18 protein-coding genes are annotated in these 17,953 nt (G+C 54.0%); all 18 read left to right on the top strand.

Annotated features, from left to right (window positions below):
- Positions 1-7: 7 nt before the first annotated feature.
- The 18 genes from IDH45_RS04650 to IDH45_RS04565 all read left to right on the top strand — a co-directional run bounded on the left by IDH45_RS04650 (position 8) and on the right by IDH45_RS04565 (position 17,950).
- Positions 8-295 carry an S-layer homology domain-containing protein gene (locus IDH45_RS04650; RefSeq protein WP_190925149.1) on the top strand — a complete coding sequence of 96 codons (288 nt, stop codon included), beginning with the start codon at positions 8-10 and terminating at the stop codon, positions 293-295.
- 49 nt (positions 296-344) lie between these two features.
- Positions 345-2,309, top strand: coding sequence for an S-layer homology domain-containing protein (locus IDH45_RS04645; RefSeq protein WP_190925148.1), 1,965 nt, complete (start codon positions 345-347; stop codon positions 2,307-2,309).
- Positions 2,310-2,509: 200 nt separating this feature from the next.
- Positions 2,510-4,696, top strand: coding sequence for a hypothetical protein (locus tag IDH45_RS04640; RefSeq protein ID WP_223836374.1), 2,187 nt, complete (start codon positions 2,510-2,512; stop codon positions 4,694-4,696).
- A gap of 106 nt (positions 4,697-4,802) precedes the next feature.
- Positions 4,803-6,191: an extracellular solute-binding protein gene (locus tag IDH45_RS04635; protein ID WP_190925146.1), complete on the top strand. Its 1,389-nt coding sequence runs from the start codon at positions 4,803-4,805 to the stop codon at positions 6,189-6,191.
- A 166-nt stretch (positions 6,192-6,357) separates the two neighbouring features.
- A complete protein-coding gene (gene hisC / locus IDH45_RS04630) occupies positions 6,358-7,458 on the top strand; it encodes a histidinol-phosphate transaminase (RefSeq protein ID WP_190925144.1) in 1,101 nt (366 codons plus the stop codon).
- A 25-nt stretch (positions 7,459-7,483) separates the two neighbouring features.
- A complete protein-coding gene (locus IDH45_RS04625) occupies positions 7,484-8,575 on the top strand; it encodes a prephenate dehydrogenase (RefSeq protein WP_190925142.1) in 1,092 nt (363 codons plus the stop codon).
- A gap of 508 nt (positions 8,576-9,083) precedes the next feature.
- Positions 9,084-9,674 (top strand): RNA polymerase sigma factor, encoded by a 591-nt coding sequence (locus tag IDH45_RS04620; RefSeq protein WP_190925140.1) that lies wholly within the window; start codon positions 9,084-9,086, stop codon positions 9,672-9,674.
- Complete coding sequence (locus IDH45_RS04615; protein ID WP_190925138.1) at positions 9,671-10,276, top strand: anti-sigma factor family protein; 606 nt, start codon at positions 9,671-9,673, stop codon at positions 10,274-10,276. The genes IDH45_RS04620 and IDH45_RS04615 overlap by 4 nt, the downstream gene beginning before the upstream one ends.
- 66 nt (positions 10,277-10,342) lie before the next feature.
- Entirely contained in the window at positions 10,343-10,918 is a 576-nt protein-coding gene (locus IDH45_RS04610; RefSeq protein ID WP_190925137.1) for a histidine phosphatase family protein, read from the top strand.
- A 288-nt stretch (positions 10,919-11,206) separates the two neighbouring features.
- Positions 11,207-12,337 (top strand): hypothetical protein, encoded by a 1,131-nt coding sequence (locus IDH45_RS04605; RefSeq protein ID WP_190925135.1) that lies wholly within the window; start codon positions 11,207-11,209, stop codon positions 12,335-12,337.
- A gap of 47 nt (positions 12,338-12,384) precedes the next feature.
- On the top strand, positions 12,385-12,894 hold the full coding sequence (locus IDH45_RS04600; protein WP_190925419.1) for a gamma carbonic anhydrase family protein: 510 nt from the start codon (positions 12,385-12,387) through the stop codon (positions 12,892-12,894).
- A gap of 75 nt (positions 12,895-12,969) precedes the next feature.
- Complete coding sequence (locus tag IDH45_RS04595; RefSeq protein WP_379210333.1) at positions 12,970-13,146, top strand: IDEAL domain-containing protein; 177 nt, start codon at positions 12,970-12,972, stop codon at positions 13,144-13,146.
- 326 nt (positions 13,147-13,472) lie between these two features.
- Complete coding sequence (locus IDH45_RS04590; RefSeq protein WP_190925131.1) at positions 13,473-13,961, top strand: DUF2487 family protein; 489 nt, start codon at positions 13,473-13,475, stop codon at positions 13,959-13,961.
- Positions 13,962-14,175: 214 nt separating this feature from the next.
- Positions 14,176-14,718, top strand: coding sequence for a ubiquinol-cytochrome c reductase iron-sulfur subunit (locus IDH45_RS04585; protein ID WP_190925129.1), 543 nt, complete (start codon positions 14,176-14,178; stop codon positions 14,716-14,718).
- A gap of 17 nt (positions 14,719-14,735) precedes the next feature.
- Positions 14,736-15,407 (top strand): menaquinol-cytochrome c reductase cytochrome b subunit, encoded by a 672-nt coding sequence (qcrB, locus tag IDH45_RS04580; RefSeq protein WP_190925127.1) that lies wholly within the window; start codon positions 14,736-14,738, stop codon positions 15,405-15,407.
- A 19-nt stretch (positions 15,408-15,426) separates the two neighbouring features.
- The gene (locus IDH45_RS04575; protein ID WP_190925125.1) at positions 15,427-16,317 is read left to right on the top strand and encodes a c-type cytochrome; all 891 of its coding nucleotides are present in this window, start codon (positions 15,427-15,429) and stop codon (positions 16,315-16,317) included.
- A gap of 141 nt (positions 16,318-16,458) precedes the next feature.
- Positions 16,459-17,097 carry a DUF1405 domain-containing protein gene (locus tag IDH45_RS04570; RefSeq protein ID WP_190925123.1) on the top strand — a complete coding sequence of 213 codons (639 nt, stop codon included), beginning with the start codon at positions 16,459-16,461 and terminating at the stop codon, positions 17,095-17,097.
- Between the two features lie 19 nt (positions 17,098-17,116).
- Positions 17,117-17,950 (top strand): sporulation protein YpjB, encoded by an 834-nt coding sequence (locus IDH45_RS04565; protein ID WP_190925121.1) that lies wholly within the window; start codon positions 17,117-17,119, stop codon positions 17,948-17,950.
- Positions 17,951-17,953 lie beyond the last annotated feature (3 nt).

Below are 17,953 nucleotides of genomic sequence, written 5' to 3'. Positions count from 1 at the left end.
AAGTATGATGACGTCCGGCTGGTCATCGGCTTATGCGGCTGACGCGCCGGTCGACAGTCGAGGGCACTGGGCGCAAGCCCGGCTGTCCGCCTGGCTGGATCAAGGGTACATTCAAGGTTATGAAGATGGAAGTTTGCGTCCGGATGATTCGATCAAACGCGGAGAACTGTTCGCGCTCATCAACCGGGTATACGGCTGGAAAGAACCGGCGGCGATCTCATTTGCCGATTTGACCAACGATCACTGGGCATACGCGGAAGCGGCCAAAGCGGTGAAAGAATATCGAAGGGTATGAAGATAACAGCATCCGCGTCGAAGCCAGCGTGAGCCGGCAGGAGCTGGCGGTGATCGTCGCACGGCTGCTCCGTATGAATGGAGAAGAGAACGGCAACGCTGCGAAATTCGCCGACGCCGCCTCGATTCCGGACTGGAGCCGTGCTCCGATCGGGATTCTCGCCGAACATGCGATCGTCGACGGTTATGAAGACGGCGCCTTTCGCCCGGCAGGACTTGTAACCCGCGCGGAGGCGGTCGTTATGCTGGATCGTGCCTCCAGCTCTCCGATCTACCATAAACCTGGAGTATACGGACCTGCAAGCGGAACGGAAACGATAAAAGGAAATATCCAAGTAACGGCAAGCGGAGTGACGCTCCAGAACATGAAGATCGAAGGCGATCTGATTCTGGCCGCTGGAATCGGCAAGGGCGACGTTACGCCGAAAAACGTAACCGTGACCGGCACAACCCGTATTTTAGGCGGAGGAGTCAACAGCGTCCATCTTGTCGATACTGTGCTTGGAATCGTATCCGTCAACAATACAATCAGCACGGTTCGCATCGTGTTGAAGGGAACGGCCTCCATACAGGAGATCAGCTTGCATACGGCGGCTATTATCGTAGCCGATGAAGCGACAACAGAACACGCCGTCGGCAAGGTGACGTTAACCGGACAGTTGCCGGCGGACGCGCAAATTACGCTGGTCGGCAGTTTTGAAGCCGTTCAAGTATTGGCCCAGCGTATTTTGCTCGAAATTCCGAAAGGTTCGGTTTCCAAGCTGACGATAGACCGCTTGTCCGGACAAACGAAGCTTGTCATCGGGAAAGAAGCTAATGTCTTATCGCTGATCATCCATGCGGCCGTGTCGGTATTCGGCGAAGGAAACGTCCAGCTCGCGGTAGTCAATGCGCCGGGCGCACAGTTTGAGAAGCAGCCGCAGCGGATCGAGATCGGCAGCGACGCCACGGCTCAGACGCCGATTAAGATCGGCGACAAAGAATTAACGCTTGGAGATGTGGTGAAGCCGCTGCTCCCGGTTCCCGGCCCGTCTGCGGGCAGCGGCTCCGACGACGACGAAATCGTTCCGCCTCCCGGTACAGTTTCCCCTCGAAGCCTGATACCGCTGGAAGGCTCGGTAACCGAAAGCGTGTATGTCAATCAGCTGCGCATCGCCACGGTAGGCGACACCGTATACGGGATAGCCGATCAGCGCGGCTTTTTGTACCTGGTGCCTGGAGGGACGGACCGATATATTTCGATGCTCGACTATAGGGTCGCTGCCAAGCAGGGGCAGCGTGCGTTTGGGGAAGCCAATCAGAAGGTTTCCTTTCATACGGCGGGGCTCCCTGCAGGAGACTATGTCATCGTAGCGGTTAACAGTTATTATTTAATGAGCGATTACAGCCCGGATCAGGAAATTCGCCTTCTCGCCTCGCCGGAAACGCCGCTTGCCCAAAACTCGGTGCAAGTGTACAGCAACAGCCGGTTCGTCGATATCGGATTCAATAAGCCGATTCGAAATGCGCTAGGCACGATGGAGAATTTGGGCAAAAGCGTAACGCATTCCACCTACAAGCCAACAGGCACGGTGACCAGTAATACGTACGAGGCGGGCGATACGATCGAGATTATGGACTCCATAATCCGTTTCACTTTTGCAGCCGGTCAGCCGGACCCGATCACGCTGACCTTGCCGGCTGGAACGTTGACGGATGATAGAGGAGTTCCGCTGGCAAACGACGTGGCGGTCAGCTTCGAGTTCGGGCCTTCTTTGACGGTCGTGAACCCGGGTGCGGTTCAGGCAGGGTCGCCTATAGCCGTCATTACGGATAAAGCGGCGGACGTGTATCTGGTCAAACGGGGAGTCAGCGCAACGAAGGGCGACTTGGAACGTGCGATCGGATCGGGAACAGCGAAAAAAGTAGAAACGATTGCAGGGCAAGAGGCGTTCCTGCCGACCGATAAGCTTGCTCCCGGCGAGTATGTCGTCATCGCCTGGGGCGGAAGCTCGGCTTCGATCCTCATTCGATAATCCGGCAATGGTTCAAGGTCCCGACGGCTTCGGCCGGACGGACCTTTTTTTTAAGAGGTGGCAGTAAGATGGAAAAGGGTTACAACTTCGTTGACACTGCTTGCAGGCGCGCTTATAATCAAAAACAAACCAGATTCAAATCACAAATCCATCATCGCATTGATCCGGATGAAACGGGAGCAAGGAGTTGCGGCAGAGCAATGAATACAGATGGGCGGCAAACCGTATGTGCAGGCGAAGTTTACCCAGTGATCCATATTCCGAACGTTCCGGCCTTGTTCCAACTCGCTCCTGACCAGCGGGTGCACGGGACGGTCGTTTATGTGGCCGGCTATTATACAGAAGGCGACGGCGGGGGGAAATGGGTTCGTTATAACGAAACAAGCGCAAGTGCGGATAACGGAGGCACGATACATAATCCGCATTCCGATCCGGAGAAGCGAGGCCGCTGGGAGACGATGCATAACGGGATTGGCGATTATCGCTGGTTCGGCATTTTCGGCGAACAATCGTCCGCGGACGACGCGCTGGACGCGATGGTTAACAATCCGGCCATTTCCCGCATCGAAGCGCACTCAAATTTGAATTTCCGTAAAAGGCACGTATTTCACCGCAGCCGGATCGAACTCGATTTTGGGGGCTACACCGTTACGACCGAAGGAATCGAGCTGAACTTGAAGGATAATCCGCTGGGAACCGTTATCTGCTTCCGCGGTCTTGAGTCGGGGGAGAGCCAGCAGGTGACGCTGAGCGCTGATTTGGCCGAAATGACCGACGTCGTGGAGGTGGCCGACAGCGCCGCCTTTGCAGTCGGGGACTGGTGGGTGGCGCGGGTAAACAGTAGACCGGGCGGAGGCGCCCAGCGCGAGCTGGACTATATGGTGAAGGTGACGGAGCGGATCGATGCGACCCATATCCGGATAAATTACAAGCTCGGGTGGGCTCTCGAGGCCGGAAGAACGATCAGCTTCAAAAAAATGAATCCCGTCACCGGCAGCCGTGTGCGGAACATGAGGTTTACCGGCGTCCCCGTACCGCCCAGCGTCTCGACGACTGTAAGACCGTTCGATACATGGGACCAGATCGGCTCGAGTCCGCTGGCCTTTGAATTCGCAGTTGAATGCGACGTCTCGGACATTCGTGCGGAAGGTGTGTTTTGGCCGGTTATTATGAGGAGATACAACACGTTTTACGTCACCGAGCGGTGCGAATTGATGAATCCGGTAGAACGGGACTGGGGAGGAACCGGCTATCTTACGCAGCAGATCAACGTCCTGTACGGTCATGTGCGCGATTGCAACACGAGCAATTCCCGTCATCTGAACGATTTTACTTGCGCCGCCTATTGTATGGTGGAGAACTGCCACGGCGACGGCGACGATTATGGTCCCTTCGTCACGCACGGCCAGTTTGAGCACGACCTCGTCTATACCGGCAATTCGGGTTTGTTATCGTTCGCCAACAGCGGATCGACATGGGGGGACAGCGCCAAACGGATAACGGTCCGAAAACATATCGCTTCGCGAATTATCGCTCATAAGAAATTAACCGATCTGACATTGGAAGATTGCCGCGCTTATATTAAGGAAGGGTTGCCCGATTCCGGTTCGATATGGGCCAATGCCGACGGGCTTCAGATGAGAGGCTGCACAGCCGAAGGAGCGGTCACGTTATCCAGAAGCTCCTCCCGCTCGGAACGGCCGAATGTAATCGACGGCTGCGGATTTACGATGACCCCGCACGCCGAGCTTGCGCGCAAGCCTACCGAAGGTTCCGCTGTCGGAATGCTGCCCGTCGACGCCGATCTGCTAATCGTCCATAGTGAAATTCGCAATATCGACCAGATCACGATAGGCAGCATTCATAAGCTGACCCTGCAGAACAGCTGGCTGATCGGGGCATCGACGGAGTCGGGGAAGGTGGAAGCCGCCTGCCGCGAGCTGGTCATCCAAAGCGGCGGTATGGTCAACTGCGGGCTGGAGCTGACAGGGGGATGGTCCGGCAACGAGGAGGTGGCCGCTTCCGGAGCGGGCCGAACTCAAGCCGTCTCCGTCGACGGAGGAGCTGCGTTCCGCGGAGTAAACGGCGCCAGAGCGTTTCTGCTGCATACGGACCCGGCGCAAACCGTGACATGGAACCTGGGCAATCTGACGAGTACAGCAGGGGCGCCCGATATGGCGCATTTCGTCATCCGGGGCGGCTGCCATCATTACAAAGCGGTCGGCTCCAAGTTTACGGGCGGGCGCTTCGAGACAGACCCGGCTGCATTCGGCGGCGGCTCTTCGATGCTCCACGCCGCGTGTATCGAGCAAGGCGTCGACCGGTCCGGATTGCCGGAGCAATCCGCAGCGGTGCGCCATACGGAGGGTAATCTGATCCTTCCTTAAATACGTTCTCCGGCTGGCCGGAATGTCCCGATCCAGAAGTTGACAGGCGTTGCAGGACGCTTGCTATAATAGCCTTAATCGTAACGACGACAAAAGAGGGTAGCCCATGGAAAATAAGGAAGTCCGGAAAAGCCCGCGCGAGCGGTTAAGCGATATGGTTAACCGGCTGCGTGACGATATCGTTACCGGCAAGAGGCCGTCCGGCGAATATTTGCCTTCCGAGAAAGCTTTGGCCGAGCTGTTCGGGCTGAGCAACCAGTCTGTCCGCAAAGGGCTGGAGCAGCTTGTCGGCGAAGGGCTTCTCGAGAAAATACCGAGAGTCGGCAACAAAGTGATAGCCCCGCCCGACGAATCCGTAACGACGGTCAAATTCGGCTTTCACTCGTCGGTGATCGGCGAAGCGAGCCTGCTGAAACTGATCGGCCTGTTTCAGGCCGACAATCCGTTTGTCCGGGTGCAAGCCGTTCCGCTTACCAGCACAAGCTCCCATTATATAGGCAACTATTTTGAAGGCGGCATTCTGGATGCCGCTATGATGAACTATACCGATTTCCGGGATTGCATCGAAAACGGGGGGAGGGAGCTGCTCGAGCCGCTGCCCCGCAACCCGGATATGTACCCGTTCTTGTCCGACGCTTTTACTTCGGAAGGGCAATTGCTTGTCCAGCCGTTTATTTTTTCCCCTCTGCTGCTTGCCTATAACCGGTCGCATTTTACCGAGAAGGGATTGTCCGAGCCGGACAGCAGCTGGACGTGGCAAGATCTGATTCGCGCGGCGGAGCAGATGGCCGTTCCGAACGAGAGAGTCGGCTTCCATTACGATTTCTATTCGGTCAACCGCTGGCCGCTGCTGCTCCTTCAATCGGATGCCCGGTTCGAACGAAATCCCGACGGCTCCATACGTTTATCCGGCACCCGGATGATGGAGATTCTCCGGACATGCCGGGATATCAAGCGGGATATGGCGCATCTGACCGACGGCGTAGCGACGGGCGAATCGGAGATGCTGCTCGCCAAAGGCAAAGCGTCGATGATTGTCACCAGCTTTTTCTATTTGAACTATTTGCAGCACAAGCGGGTCCCGTTCGATGTCGCCCCGGTGCCTCATTTCGGCACGCCCCGGTCGCTGCTGCTGGCCATAGGGCTGGGAGTCAACCGGAGCTCCAAAGTGAAAGATTCGGCCGCTGCTCTGCTCCACTATTTGACCTCACAGCAGGCTCAGACGTTCATCCGCAAGCAAACGTACAGTCTGCCCGCCTTAAGGCCTGCCGCCGAATGGGTCGGGGAAGAGACGATGTACCGGCCGTCCCGGTTCTCGCTGTTCCGGGAGACGATACCGGGGTTCCGCTTTTTTACCGAGCTGGGCATCGGAGCGGGTGAGCTGGCGCGGATGAACAGAGAACTGAAAATGTACTGGGGCGGTCTGCACACCGATCAGTCGCTCTGTGAAGAAATCGAGAGCTGGAGCCGTGACAGCCGCGCGCCTCTCCTCTAACCGCCTTCTCCCCCGTGCAGGGAGAAGGTCTTTTCATTCCTTTGCCGCCTGCACGGGGGCCGGCGGATCGACTCTGACGTTTCTACTAGCAAGCCGCTTTCAAATACGTTACAATACTAGTTATATCGAAAATAGCAGCATCCAATCTTTCATAGAGGTGAAATCCGTGCAGCCGAAATCAACTATCGTCCATCTGCCGGTTTACCAGCCAGGGAAACCGATCGAAGAAGTAAAACGCGAACTGGGCTTAAGCGAAGTTATCAAACTGGCCTCCAACGAAAATCCGTTCGGAAGTTCACCGAAAGCAAAAGAAGCGATCCAAGCCGAAATCGATTCGGTCAGCTTGTATCCCGACGGCGGAGCCGTGGAGCTGACTGCCGCATTGGCCGCCCATCTGGGTATTCAGCCGAACCAGATTTTGTTCGGAGCCGGTTCCGATGAAGTCATCCTGATGATTGCCCGCGCTTATCTGGTGAAGGGCGACGAGACGGTCATGGCGACTCATACGTTCCCGCAGTACAAGCACAATTGCGAGATCGAAGGGGCCGTATCGATCGAAGTTCCCCTAAAAGACGGCAAGCACGATTTGCCGGGCATGCTGGCCAAAATCAACGAACGTACCAAGATCGTCTGGGTATGCAATCCGAACAACCCGACCGGTACGATGGTTACCCGCGCAGAGCTGAACGATTTCCTGCAGCAGGTGCCTCAGCATGTGCTGGTCGTCCTGGACGAGGCTTATATCGAATATACGGATTCCGAGGAATTCCCTGACGGAATCGAGCTTCTTCCGCATTATAAAAACGTGATTACGCTTCGCACCTTTTCCAAAATATACGGTCTGGCCTCCTTGCGGATCGGCTACGGCGTCGGACATCCGGACGTCATTCATTCGATCAACCAAGTGCGCGAGCCGTTTAACACGAGCCGATTCGCTCAAGCGGCCGCCAAAGCAGCCGTTAAGGACCAAGAGTTTATCGCCTACTGCCGCAAGATGAATGCGGCCGGGATTGAATATATGACCGGAGAATTCCGCAAGCTTGGCTTGTCGTATTATCCCGCTTACGGAAATTTCATTATGGTAGACGTTCAGCGTCCTGCCAAAGAAGTGTTCGACGCCTTGCTCCGTAAAGGATTTATTATCCGCGGCGGCCATGCGCTCGACTTTCCGACCAAAATCCGCGTAACGGTCGGCAGCCAGGAGCAAAACGCCAAGTTTATCGCGGCTTTGACCCAGGTGCTGGACGAGGTAGCGGTTCAAGCTTAAATTTGACAATGAAGAGTGATTCGAAATGATAAAGGTAGCTATATTTGGCGTCGGTTTAATGGGAGGGTCGCTGGCGTTATGCTTGAAGGACAAACCGGGCATCCGGGTGGCCGGACACTCCAATCGGCCGTCCCAGGTTGAGAAATATGTGAGTCTTGGAGTTGTCGATGAGGCCAGCACCTCGATGCAGGAAGTAGCCGAGGACGCGGATTTTATTTTCCTTTGCGTCCCCGTCAGCCTGCTGGAGCCCTACCTGGACGAGCTGCTGCAAATGCGTCTGAAGCCGGGATGCATCATAACCGATGTTGGCAGCACGAAGGCGACGATCGTTAAACATGCGAGGAAGAGAGCCGTACCCGGCATTCACTTCATCGGGGGCCACCCGATGACCGGTTCGGAAAGATCCGGGGTGGAAGTGGCGGACTACAACTTGTACGAGAACGCCTTCTACGTATTAACCCCCGACGAGTCGACGCCTGAGGAAGCTTACAACAAGCTGACGGATCTGCTGCAGTATACGCGGGCCCAGATCGTTCGCGTAGATGCGGAGCAGCACGACGAGATCGTCGGAGCGATCAGCCATCTGCCGCATATGATTGCGGTGGCGCTGGTTAACCAGATCGCCGGCTACAACGAGAAGGACGGGCTGTATCAGAGCCTGGCGGCCGGAGGCTTCCGCGACATTACGCGGATCGCTTCCAGTCATCCCGATATGTGGCGGGATATCCTGCTGAACAACCGCAGCGTAATGCTCAAGCTGATGCGCGATTGGAATGCGGAGATCGCCAAGCTGACCGCTCTCGTGGAGAACGGAGACGGAGACGGGATCGTGCGCGAGTTCGAGCGGGCGGGCGCCTTCCGCAACCAGCTGCCCGAGAGGAAAAAGGGCGTCCTGACGTCTGTCTACGATGTCTACGTCGATATTCCGGACCACCCCGGCATCATCGGACAAATCGCCACGCTGCTCGGCAACCACCGGATTAATTTGAGCAACCTCCATATTAGCGAAAGCAGGGCGGACGTCCCGGGCGTTCTCCGGCTGTCGTTCCGCAATGAGGTGGATATGGACGCGTCCATCAAACTGTTGAAACAGCATTCGTACGCCGTACAGCTGTAGGCGAATAAATTTTTTATAAAAAACGACGAAACGATGAAACCGTTTCGTCGTTTTTTTCGTCTAATGGTAAGAATTGCTTCGTCTTGAAAACTAAATAAAGAGAAACCGTTTTCAAAAAAACCGTTGACAAAATGAAAACGTATACATATAATAAAAGTACAGTATGGTTTCTCTCCACTCCTATCCGAAAATATCGCACTATGTGCAACCACCGAGTTTCGGTGGTCTTTTTTTTGTGTAAATGGATAAATTCTTGTCGAATCAAGAAGGGGTTTTCCTAGTATTAGAAGAAATGTTATTATCCAACGATTTCTGAGGGATGCAAACAGCGATTCGGGAGCAGCAGGTCTGCCACCTATGGTATAATCTTCTTAGGTTTTATTTTTCATTTCCGATAATGGAATAAATTTTTTACGAACCGATGCGCAACTTTTCGCTTCCGTCATAGTAAAACTAAGTAGACTATCGAATGGAAGCGTCGCTCGGAAAGCAAGGAGGGGCGCTTGTAATGACCGATTCCCAGCTGATTCGGGAAATCAAGGACGGGAACGTGCAATACTATGAGGAATTGATGCGGCGTTACGAGCGCAAAATTTTGTCGTTCATTTTCCATCTGCTGAAAAGCGCCAAAATGGAAGCGATCGCCGAAGACTTGTGTTCCGAGACGTTTTATAAAGCGTACCGCAGCCTGCATTCGTTCCGCGAGGTGGAAGCCTCGTTCAAAACATGGCTTTATACGATCGCGCGCAATACTGTACTAAGCGAGATGCGCAAAAATAAAGGTATCAGTGTTTCTCTGGAAGGGAACTCCGCCATGACGTTTACGTCGACGGAGCATACGCCGGAGCAAACCGTTTTGCGCAACGAGAAAGTGTCGATGGTTAGGGAAGCGATCAACAATTTGCCTGAGAAGCAGCGGTCTGCGCTGATTCTCCGGGAATACGACCAGATGGATTATCAGGAAATCGCCAATATATTAGGCCAAACCGTCAGCTCGGTGAAGTCGCTTCTGTTCCGGGCGAGAGCGAGCGTTAAGATACAGCTCGAGCCTTATATGGAGCCGATCTTTAAAGAGTACGAAGGGATGAATCAGCGATGAAATGCCAAGATGTACAACAATGGCTGGGCGGCTACTGGGATATGCCGGAAGGTGACGAACGGCGCCGGGCTGTCGACGAACATATCGCCGGTTGCGAGTCTTGCCGGGAGGAGTTTGCAATATGGGCGGAAAGCGCCGAACTGATCCGCGACACGGCGGAAAGTCCGGAGAAGCCGCTCATGTACGAGCCGATTTCGAACCAGGTCATGAAACGGATCTATTCCGACGAGTCGTGGAGAATTCCCGTTCCCCAGCGGATGTACTCGTTTTCCTATAAGATGAGACGTAATTTATCGTTTGTCGTAGCGTTCTGCATGACCCTGTTCGTGTTCGGATTTCTGTTTGCCCTGACGACCGAGGAGGACACGACTCCCAAGTACGGCCTCAAGCCGGTAGCGAGCGTGACGACTGACGTACAGACGGTTGGCGGCAAAGTGAAATCGACGATGCCGGTATCCACGATGACGGCCAGTCTGAAAGATCCGTATATGATCTCGGTCGGCCCCATCCGCTCGGTACCGGACTACATGATCGTCATCTCGTTTCTAGGACTTACCGGGACGATTCTCATCATGAACTGGCTCTCCCGGACAAAAGCATAAACAGCCAAATCCGGACCTCTTCACAGAGGTCTTTCGATTTGCTTGCGAACATCGGAGGTTACCGCATTGACTACGTTCGGATTCATCAGACACGGTACGACGGACTGGAACTTGGAAGGCCGGCTCCAAGGACAGAACAACATTCCGCTTAACGAAGCGGGAAGGCTTCAAGCGCGCCTTCTGGGAGAGAGGCTTCGCGACGAACGATGGGATCTGATCGTCAGCAGCGATCTTTTGCGCGCTTCGGAGACGGCCGGCATTATAGCGGCCATGACGGGAGCGGGTCCGGTACCGCTGGAAGCCCGTCTCCGCGAACGGACTCACGGCCGGCTGGACGGCACTACCCTGGAAGAGCGGATCGCCTGCTGGGGGGAGGGCTGGAAGCAGCTGGAGCACGGGGTGGAATCGAACGAGGCTTTATTCGCCAGAGGCAGCGCCTGCCTGGCGGAGCTGGAGTCCGAATATGCCGGCAAACGGATTCTGATCGTCTCTCACGGCGCATTTATTGCCGTGCTCATAGAAGGGCTGCTGACGTATATGCCGGAAGGCTCGTTGCGGAATACATCGGTCAGTGTACTCGAGAAAGCCGAATCCGGCTGGACTTGTCCTTTGTTTAACTGCACCTCGCATTTGCCGGAATGAACCCTCGTCTATTCTGCTTATACCTCGAAACGAAAGGCCGCTCAATTGCAAGATGCAGTTGAACGGCCGGATGTTACCCGCGTTTCCTCCTTTCCTTCTCTCTTTGACTTTTCTTATGAGCCCTGGCGGCATCGAAAGAGTTCCTGCTTCCCCATCCGAAGCTTGTATTGGCGAAAATTGCCTGAAAACGTTTATTTTTCGTAAAAACAGCGATACTGGTTAGTAAACCGGAGTCGCGCGGCCAGAGCTCGAAGCCGTCTGCGTTTTCCCGATTTACGGAGGTACGCTATGAATTTGGCCGACATGCTTTGCTATGCCGATATCCAGCAGCTCAGCAACATCGCCAGCACGTACGAATGCGAATGCAACGGTCACTCCAAAAACGATCTGATTCAGTCGATCTTGTCGAGAGTGAGCCGGAGAGACGTGTTTGAGCGGCAAGTAAGCACTTTGTCGACGGAAGATATCCGGTTCCTCAATTCTCTCGTATTCGAGAAGAGAGAGCTGTTCAGTCTGGAGGAGCTGATGGCCCGCGCCCAGCAGTCGAATTACGACAGTCCCGGCGATGGCCGCAATCCGCGGGAGATGATAGCCCAATTCAAGCACAGAGGCTGGCTGTTTAACGGCTACTCGCAATCTACGAAATATTTGTTTCAACTGCCGGTTGATCTGAAAAGGCGATTCACGGATACGATGGCGCTGTCGTTCGGCCAAAATCTGAACTATGCCGACGAGCCGTCCGTTTATCGGGACGAACATAAGCTGATCGTAGACGATATCGCACACTTTCTTCATTATACGTTTCACGAGGAAGTCGTCCTTACCGGAGACGGTTCCATCTATAAGCGCAATCTGCATCAGCTGCTGGACCGGATGGCCGTGAAGGAGGAGCCAGTGACGAAAGGGGGATGGAGATTCGGCTATGGCCGAAAATTCCGCGATTTGCCCAGCCGTTTTTCACTGATCTACGATTACTGCTACTATCAGGATCTCTTGTTGGAGCAGCCCGGGAGGCTGGAATTGACCGATAAAGCCAAGCTGTCCGTTATGGAAGGGCGACGCGAGGATTTGTCCGAGGTATACCGGTTTTGGCTCAAGCTGTACAAGGGGCCGATTCCGAACCTGCAGTCGCTCGTCTACTGGATCGGCAAGCTGGCGGACGATTGGGTCAGCGCCTCTTCGCTCGGCTCCGTCTTGTGCAAATTGATCCGGCCGTTTTACTACGATTCGCCGGAGGCGATCTACGACCAGCGCATTTTGCAGATGCTGATGCATCTGGGTGTAATCCGGATCGGCGAGGACGAGCAGGAAGGCAAAACGATCGCCGTCACGAGGCTCGGACAAAGCCTGATCTCGGGAACATACGTCTCGGATGAGGAGACGATCCCGATCGAATTTGACAACATGACGCTGCATTGATACAATCGCTCCATTTCCATATAGACGACAGGAACGGAGCGATGAACATGATGCACCCTTACGAGGAACGATATCCGCAAGCGGACCCGACCGTATTTCTGGCCCCGGGCGTGCAGTTGATCGGAGACGTTGCGATCGGAGAGCAAGCTTCCATCTGGTATAACGCCGTATTGAGAGGTGATCTGGCCCCGATCCGGATTGGCCGGAGAACGAACATTCAGGACGGTTGCGTCGGGCATGTGAATACCGGCCAGCCGCTTCTGGTAGGCGATGAAGTGTCGGTAGGCCACGGAGCAATCATTCACGGATGCACGATAGGCAGCGGCACATTAATCGGAATGGGGGCTATCGTACTAAACGGAGCGGAGATCGGTGAATATGCTTTAATAGGGGCGGGTTCGCTCGTTACGGAGAACAAGAAAATCCCCTCTTATACACTATCGCTAGGTTCGCCCGCCAAAGTGGTGCGGGAGTTGACGGAAGAAGATTTGCAGCGCATGAAACGAACGATGGAAAGCTACGTGCAAAAAGGGATGGAGTTTAAGAGCGGCACCTGATTCTTGCAGCCGGGCTGAAACTTCCGTTTCCTGCAATGCCCGCTTTCCTTTAGGGAGGGTTGCCCTTTGGAGAAAATGGACGTTTCCGGTTATGCAGCAATGCTTGGGCTTTTCGCCGAAATGGTGCTTGATGAAGCAATCGTCAAACAAAAAAAACAAAGGCTATACCGGGATATTGACGACGCGCTCGCGAGGGGGGACGAGAAAACGTTTATTACGCTCACCCAGCAGTTGAAGGAGCTTCGTTCGTGACGGAACCCAGCAGAATGACCCGGCCAGACAGACGGTGGACTTATGTTCAACCGTCTTTTTTTATCGCCAGAAAATTTATGTTTGCTAAAGTAATAAAGCTTCAAAGCGTTGCTTCAAAAAAGAAATTCGAGTTTCTATATCAAGATTAGCTACCTCTTACACAGGGGCATTCATCGTGGCAAAGGCTTCGTTTAGAAGCTTTTCTTTTTTCAATTTATATAGACGAATAAAGGGATCTGTTATCGCGCTGCCGCTCCGATTGTGCTAAATTAGAGAAGGCGCTTGATGCGTCCGGACAGAAGAAAGATCAAGGGAGTGGACAAGCTTTGAAGTTCAGCGATATCGAAAAGTCGTCCTGGGCCGGTTTAAAGCCGTATCTGGACACGTGCCTGCTGCCCGTAACCGGGCTGACCGGTCTGGAGCAGCCTTGGGAGGCGACGCAGGAGCTCGAATATTTGCGCGATGTGATGGACTGCGTGGAGGTGCCGTATAAGGGGCGGGTCGTCACTTACCCGGCCTTTCATTATTTCGGCGGGCCGGCCGCTGCCGAAGCGGTGAGCGAAGTAGTCGCCAAACTGAAGGGAGCCGGCTTCCGCTACGTGATCGTCATATCGGGTCATCCTTCTGTGGGAGTGGCCGCCATCCGGCATGCGGATCTGCTGCTGTGCCCGGAATCACAGGACGGTCAAGTGCAGAGCAGCCCCGAATTCCGCGACCGCGTCAACCGCGAAGTCCAGGCGATGTGGCAGAGCGGGACGAAAAATACCGAATCGGAACAGGAGGCAAGTGAAGAATCGGGTGCCGGGAACGTATGATTGGACCATAAATTGCGAACGATATAGGTAAGGCGAAGATGTGACAATTTCGTTAAATGTTGCCTTTAACGTTTCGAAACGGTTCCGTTTTGCACTTTGTCCGTTCTTGACGCCCTAAGGGACCTAGGCTATTATTAGTATGTCCTAGTGTGTTGTGCAATGAATGTCGTAATACGACGTGCGATAAATGGCGTAAAAAGGGGGTAGAAGACGAATGCATGACGCTCACAACAAGCACTCTTCCGGCAAACCGGTCACACGGCGCGAAATGTCCCGCCGTCAGTTTCTATCGTATACCCTCGGTGGAACAGGCGCTTTCATGGCAGCTGGCATGACGATTCCGATGATCCGTTTTGCCGTCGACCCGGTTCTGCAATCGAGCGGAGAAGGAACCTTTGTTAAGGTTGTGGAAGAAAGCAAAATTACTGCTGAACCAAAGTCGTTCAAGTTCCAGGTTCATCAAGTGGACGGCTGGGTGGAAAGCGAAATCGAGCTTGAAGCTTGGATCATGAAAAATGACAAAGGGCAAGTTTACGCTTTGTCGCCGGTTTGTAAACATTTGGGGTGTACGGTTAACTGGAACTCCGATCCGCGGTTCCCGAACGAGTTTTTCTGTCCGTGCCACGAAGCGCATTACACCAAGAGCGGCAAACATCTGGCGGTAGCACCGGCTCCGCTCGACGAGTACGACATTAAAATCGAGAACGGTTTTGTGTATCTCGGCAAAGTGCTGCCGAACCAGCAAGTTACGAAATAAGGAGGCGCTTCGATCACATGTTTAAGAGTATGTATAACTGGATTGACGAACGTCTCGATATTACCCCTTTATGGAGAGACGTTGCGGATCACGAGGTTCCGGAGCACGTTAACCCGGCGCATCACTTTTCTGCTTTCGTGTATTGCTTCGGCGGACTGACGTTCTTCCTCGTAGTCATTCAGATTTTGTCGGGGATGTTCCTGACGATGTATTACGTTCCTGATATCAATAATGCTTACCTGAGTGTCGATTACTTGCAGCACAAAGTAGCATTCGGCGTAATCGTACGGGGCATGCACCATTGGGGTGCGAGCTTGGTAATCGTGATGATGTTCTTACATACCCTTCGCGTATTTTTTACGGGGTCGTACAAAGCTCCCCGCGAGATGAACTGGGTTGTCGGAATGCTTATTTTCTTCGTTATGCTGGGGCTCGGCCTTACCGGCTATCTGCTTCCTTGGGATAACAAAGCTTACTATGCAACGAAGGTTACGCTTAACATTGCGGGTTCCGTGCCTGTAATCGGCGATTACATCCAACGCCTGGTGAACGGCGGAGAAATTGTCGGCGCCCAGACTTTGACCCGTTTCTTTGCGCTGCATGTATTCTTCTTGCCGGGAGCGCTGCTCGCACTGCTGGCCGGACACTTCTTCATGATCCGCAAGCAGGGCATTTCCGGACCGCTATAATCGAAGGGAGGACATATGCGTGGCACACGGTCATGATTCAAACGAAAAAGTGGTCTACGTCGGGGATTCCCGCGTACGCAAAAGAGATCCGATGCTTCCCCGCGATTATTCGGCCTATCCCGGAAAGTCGGAAGCGTTCATCCCTAACTTTCTGTTGAAGGAATGGATGGTAGGCGCGGTCGTACTCGTAGGCGTACTCGTTCTCGTTATGCAGGAGCCTGCACCGCTCGGGTATCCGGCGGACCCGCTGAATACGAGCTTTATTCCGATGCCGGACTGGTACTTCCTCTTTATGTACCAATTGCTGAAATATCCGTACGTTTCGGGTAACGATTTCAAAATTTTCCTTGGATCGCTAGCGATTCCGGGTCTTGCATTTGGCGGCTTGATGCTTGCGCCGTTTCTCGACACAGGCAAGGAAAGAAGATTTTACAGACGTCCGATCGCTGCCAGCCTGATGATCCTGTCGCTGCTTGCAGTCGTTCACTTGACAGTCGTCTCCTGGACGCACTATCAAAAAGAATTGACGGACAAAAACATCATCCCCGAGCATATTAAACGCCACCAGGAAATGGAAGAGGCGAAAAAAGCCGGGGGCGGCGGCGAAACCGGCGGAGCGAAAAAACCGGCCGCAGGCGCGCAGATCGTCGCTCAGGACGATCCGGGTTATGCGATCTACCAAAAAGCGACTTGCCTGAATTGTCACGCAGCCGACCTGAAAGGGAAGAGCGGAATGCCTGCTCTTCGCGGTATCGGCGACAAATATGATAAGAATCAGATTTTGGATATTATCAAAAACGGGAAGTCACCAGGCATGCCTCCTGTATACGATGCCAACATCAAAGCGGGCTTGTCCGCAGCCGATATCGATACGCTGGCTAACTGGCTTGCCCAACAGAAAAAACAGTAACAAACGTTACAGCCGCGTAAAGCCTGACCGTCATCGTGCCGGTCAGGCTTTTTGCTAAAAAATACGGCTACTATACGAGAGCCGGCATCCGACTCGAACGTCTAAGCTTCATCCCCAGCCGCTGGGAAAAGGAGGAGCAACTTGTCCGCTTGGCATTGGTTTTACCGGATTTTGCTGAATTATCGGCCGTTTCTGCTTATTGTGTTTCTAGTTAACGTGCTCGGAACGATATATGGGTACATCTGGTACTGGGATCAGATCGTCGAGACGGTTACGACTATGCCCCCGTGGCTCGTCTTGTTCGTTCCGGACAGTCCGACGGCAAGCTTATGGTTTACGGTGTCGCTTGGTATTTTACTGTTCGCGCCCAAATCCGCCTTTTCTTATATCGCAGGGCTGATTGCCGCGCTTGGCGCGATCTCTTCCGTGAAATACGGCGTATGGGCGGTTGCGATGAACGCGGCCGTCGCTTATCAGGGCGAGCCGCTCGTATGGGAAGAATGGATGCTGATCGCTTCCCACCTGGGCATGGCGGTTGAAGCGTTGTTATTTATCGGACGTTTCCGTGTCCGTCCGACTCATCTTGTTATTTCGTTAGGTTTGCTGTTCTTTAACGATTTTCTTGACTATAACGAGCTCATTTACCCGTGGTTGCGCGATATTTTGCTCGATGACCTGAGGGCGATTGAACTGTTCACGTGGATGCTGACCGCAGTCAGTTTCTTGATCGTGTCGCTCGTAATCTATTGTTCTAAAAGAGGACATTCCCCCATAAGATGATGTCGAGGGGGGATGTCCGATGTTCGTTTTCGGAAAGAAACGAATAGGGGCCGTTATTCTCATCCCGCTCCTGGGGATCGCATTGCTCACGGGCTGCGGGAAAGAGAAACCGGCCGGTCCGGGCCAGACGGCCACGGCGGAACAATTGCGGCAGGTGGAGCGGCTAAATGATACGGCGGACGAAATGTACCGGTTCATCATGGACGGCAACATCGATAAAGCGCGGGATAAGCTGGATGAGGTCGGAAATAAGATGACGCAAATCAGGTTCGACGGAATTACGTCGGTGGAAGGGGTCGGAGCATTATCGAATGCGATCGTACAAGCTAAGCGGTCTTTCCAGGCGGTAAACGTCTCTGAGGAAGAAGTGAAGGGAGCCGCTGCGAAGATCCGGCTTGCGACCGACGCGCTCACCCATGCCAATCAGCCGATGTGGCTTCAATATTATAAATCGATGAAGGAAACGGCTCGTCAGCTGGAAGCGGCCGTTCAGAAAAAGGACAAGCAGGAGGCGTCCGCCAAGCTCGATCAGCTGCACGAACGGTACGAAATCATCCGTCCGTCGCTGCTGATCAGCCGGCAGCCGTTTGAGGTCGAGAAGGTGGATTCGCTGTTCGCCTTCCTGCGCAGTCAGCTGTCGAAGCCGGAGCTGGATACGAAGCTGGCAGGCGGCGGCATCGACCAGTTTCATCTGACGCTTGACGCTTTGTTCGGCCGGCAGGACAAGGCGGCGTTTATTCCTGTAGACGACAGTCCGGTACCGCTCCCATCGGTGATGGCGATCGGCTCGGTTATCATCGCGGTGCTGGCATTTGCAGCTTGGCGAATATTTAAGTTCGAGAACCGCTATTAAGAC

The sequence above is a fragment of the Paenibacillus oceani genome (genome assembly GCF_014705615.1).
GTDB lineage: Bacteria > Bacillota > Bacilli > Paenibacillales > NBRC-103111 > Paenibacillus_AB > Paenibacillus_AB oceani.
This window is presented reverse-complemented; position numbering and strand designations above follow the sequence as displayed.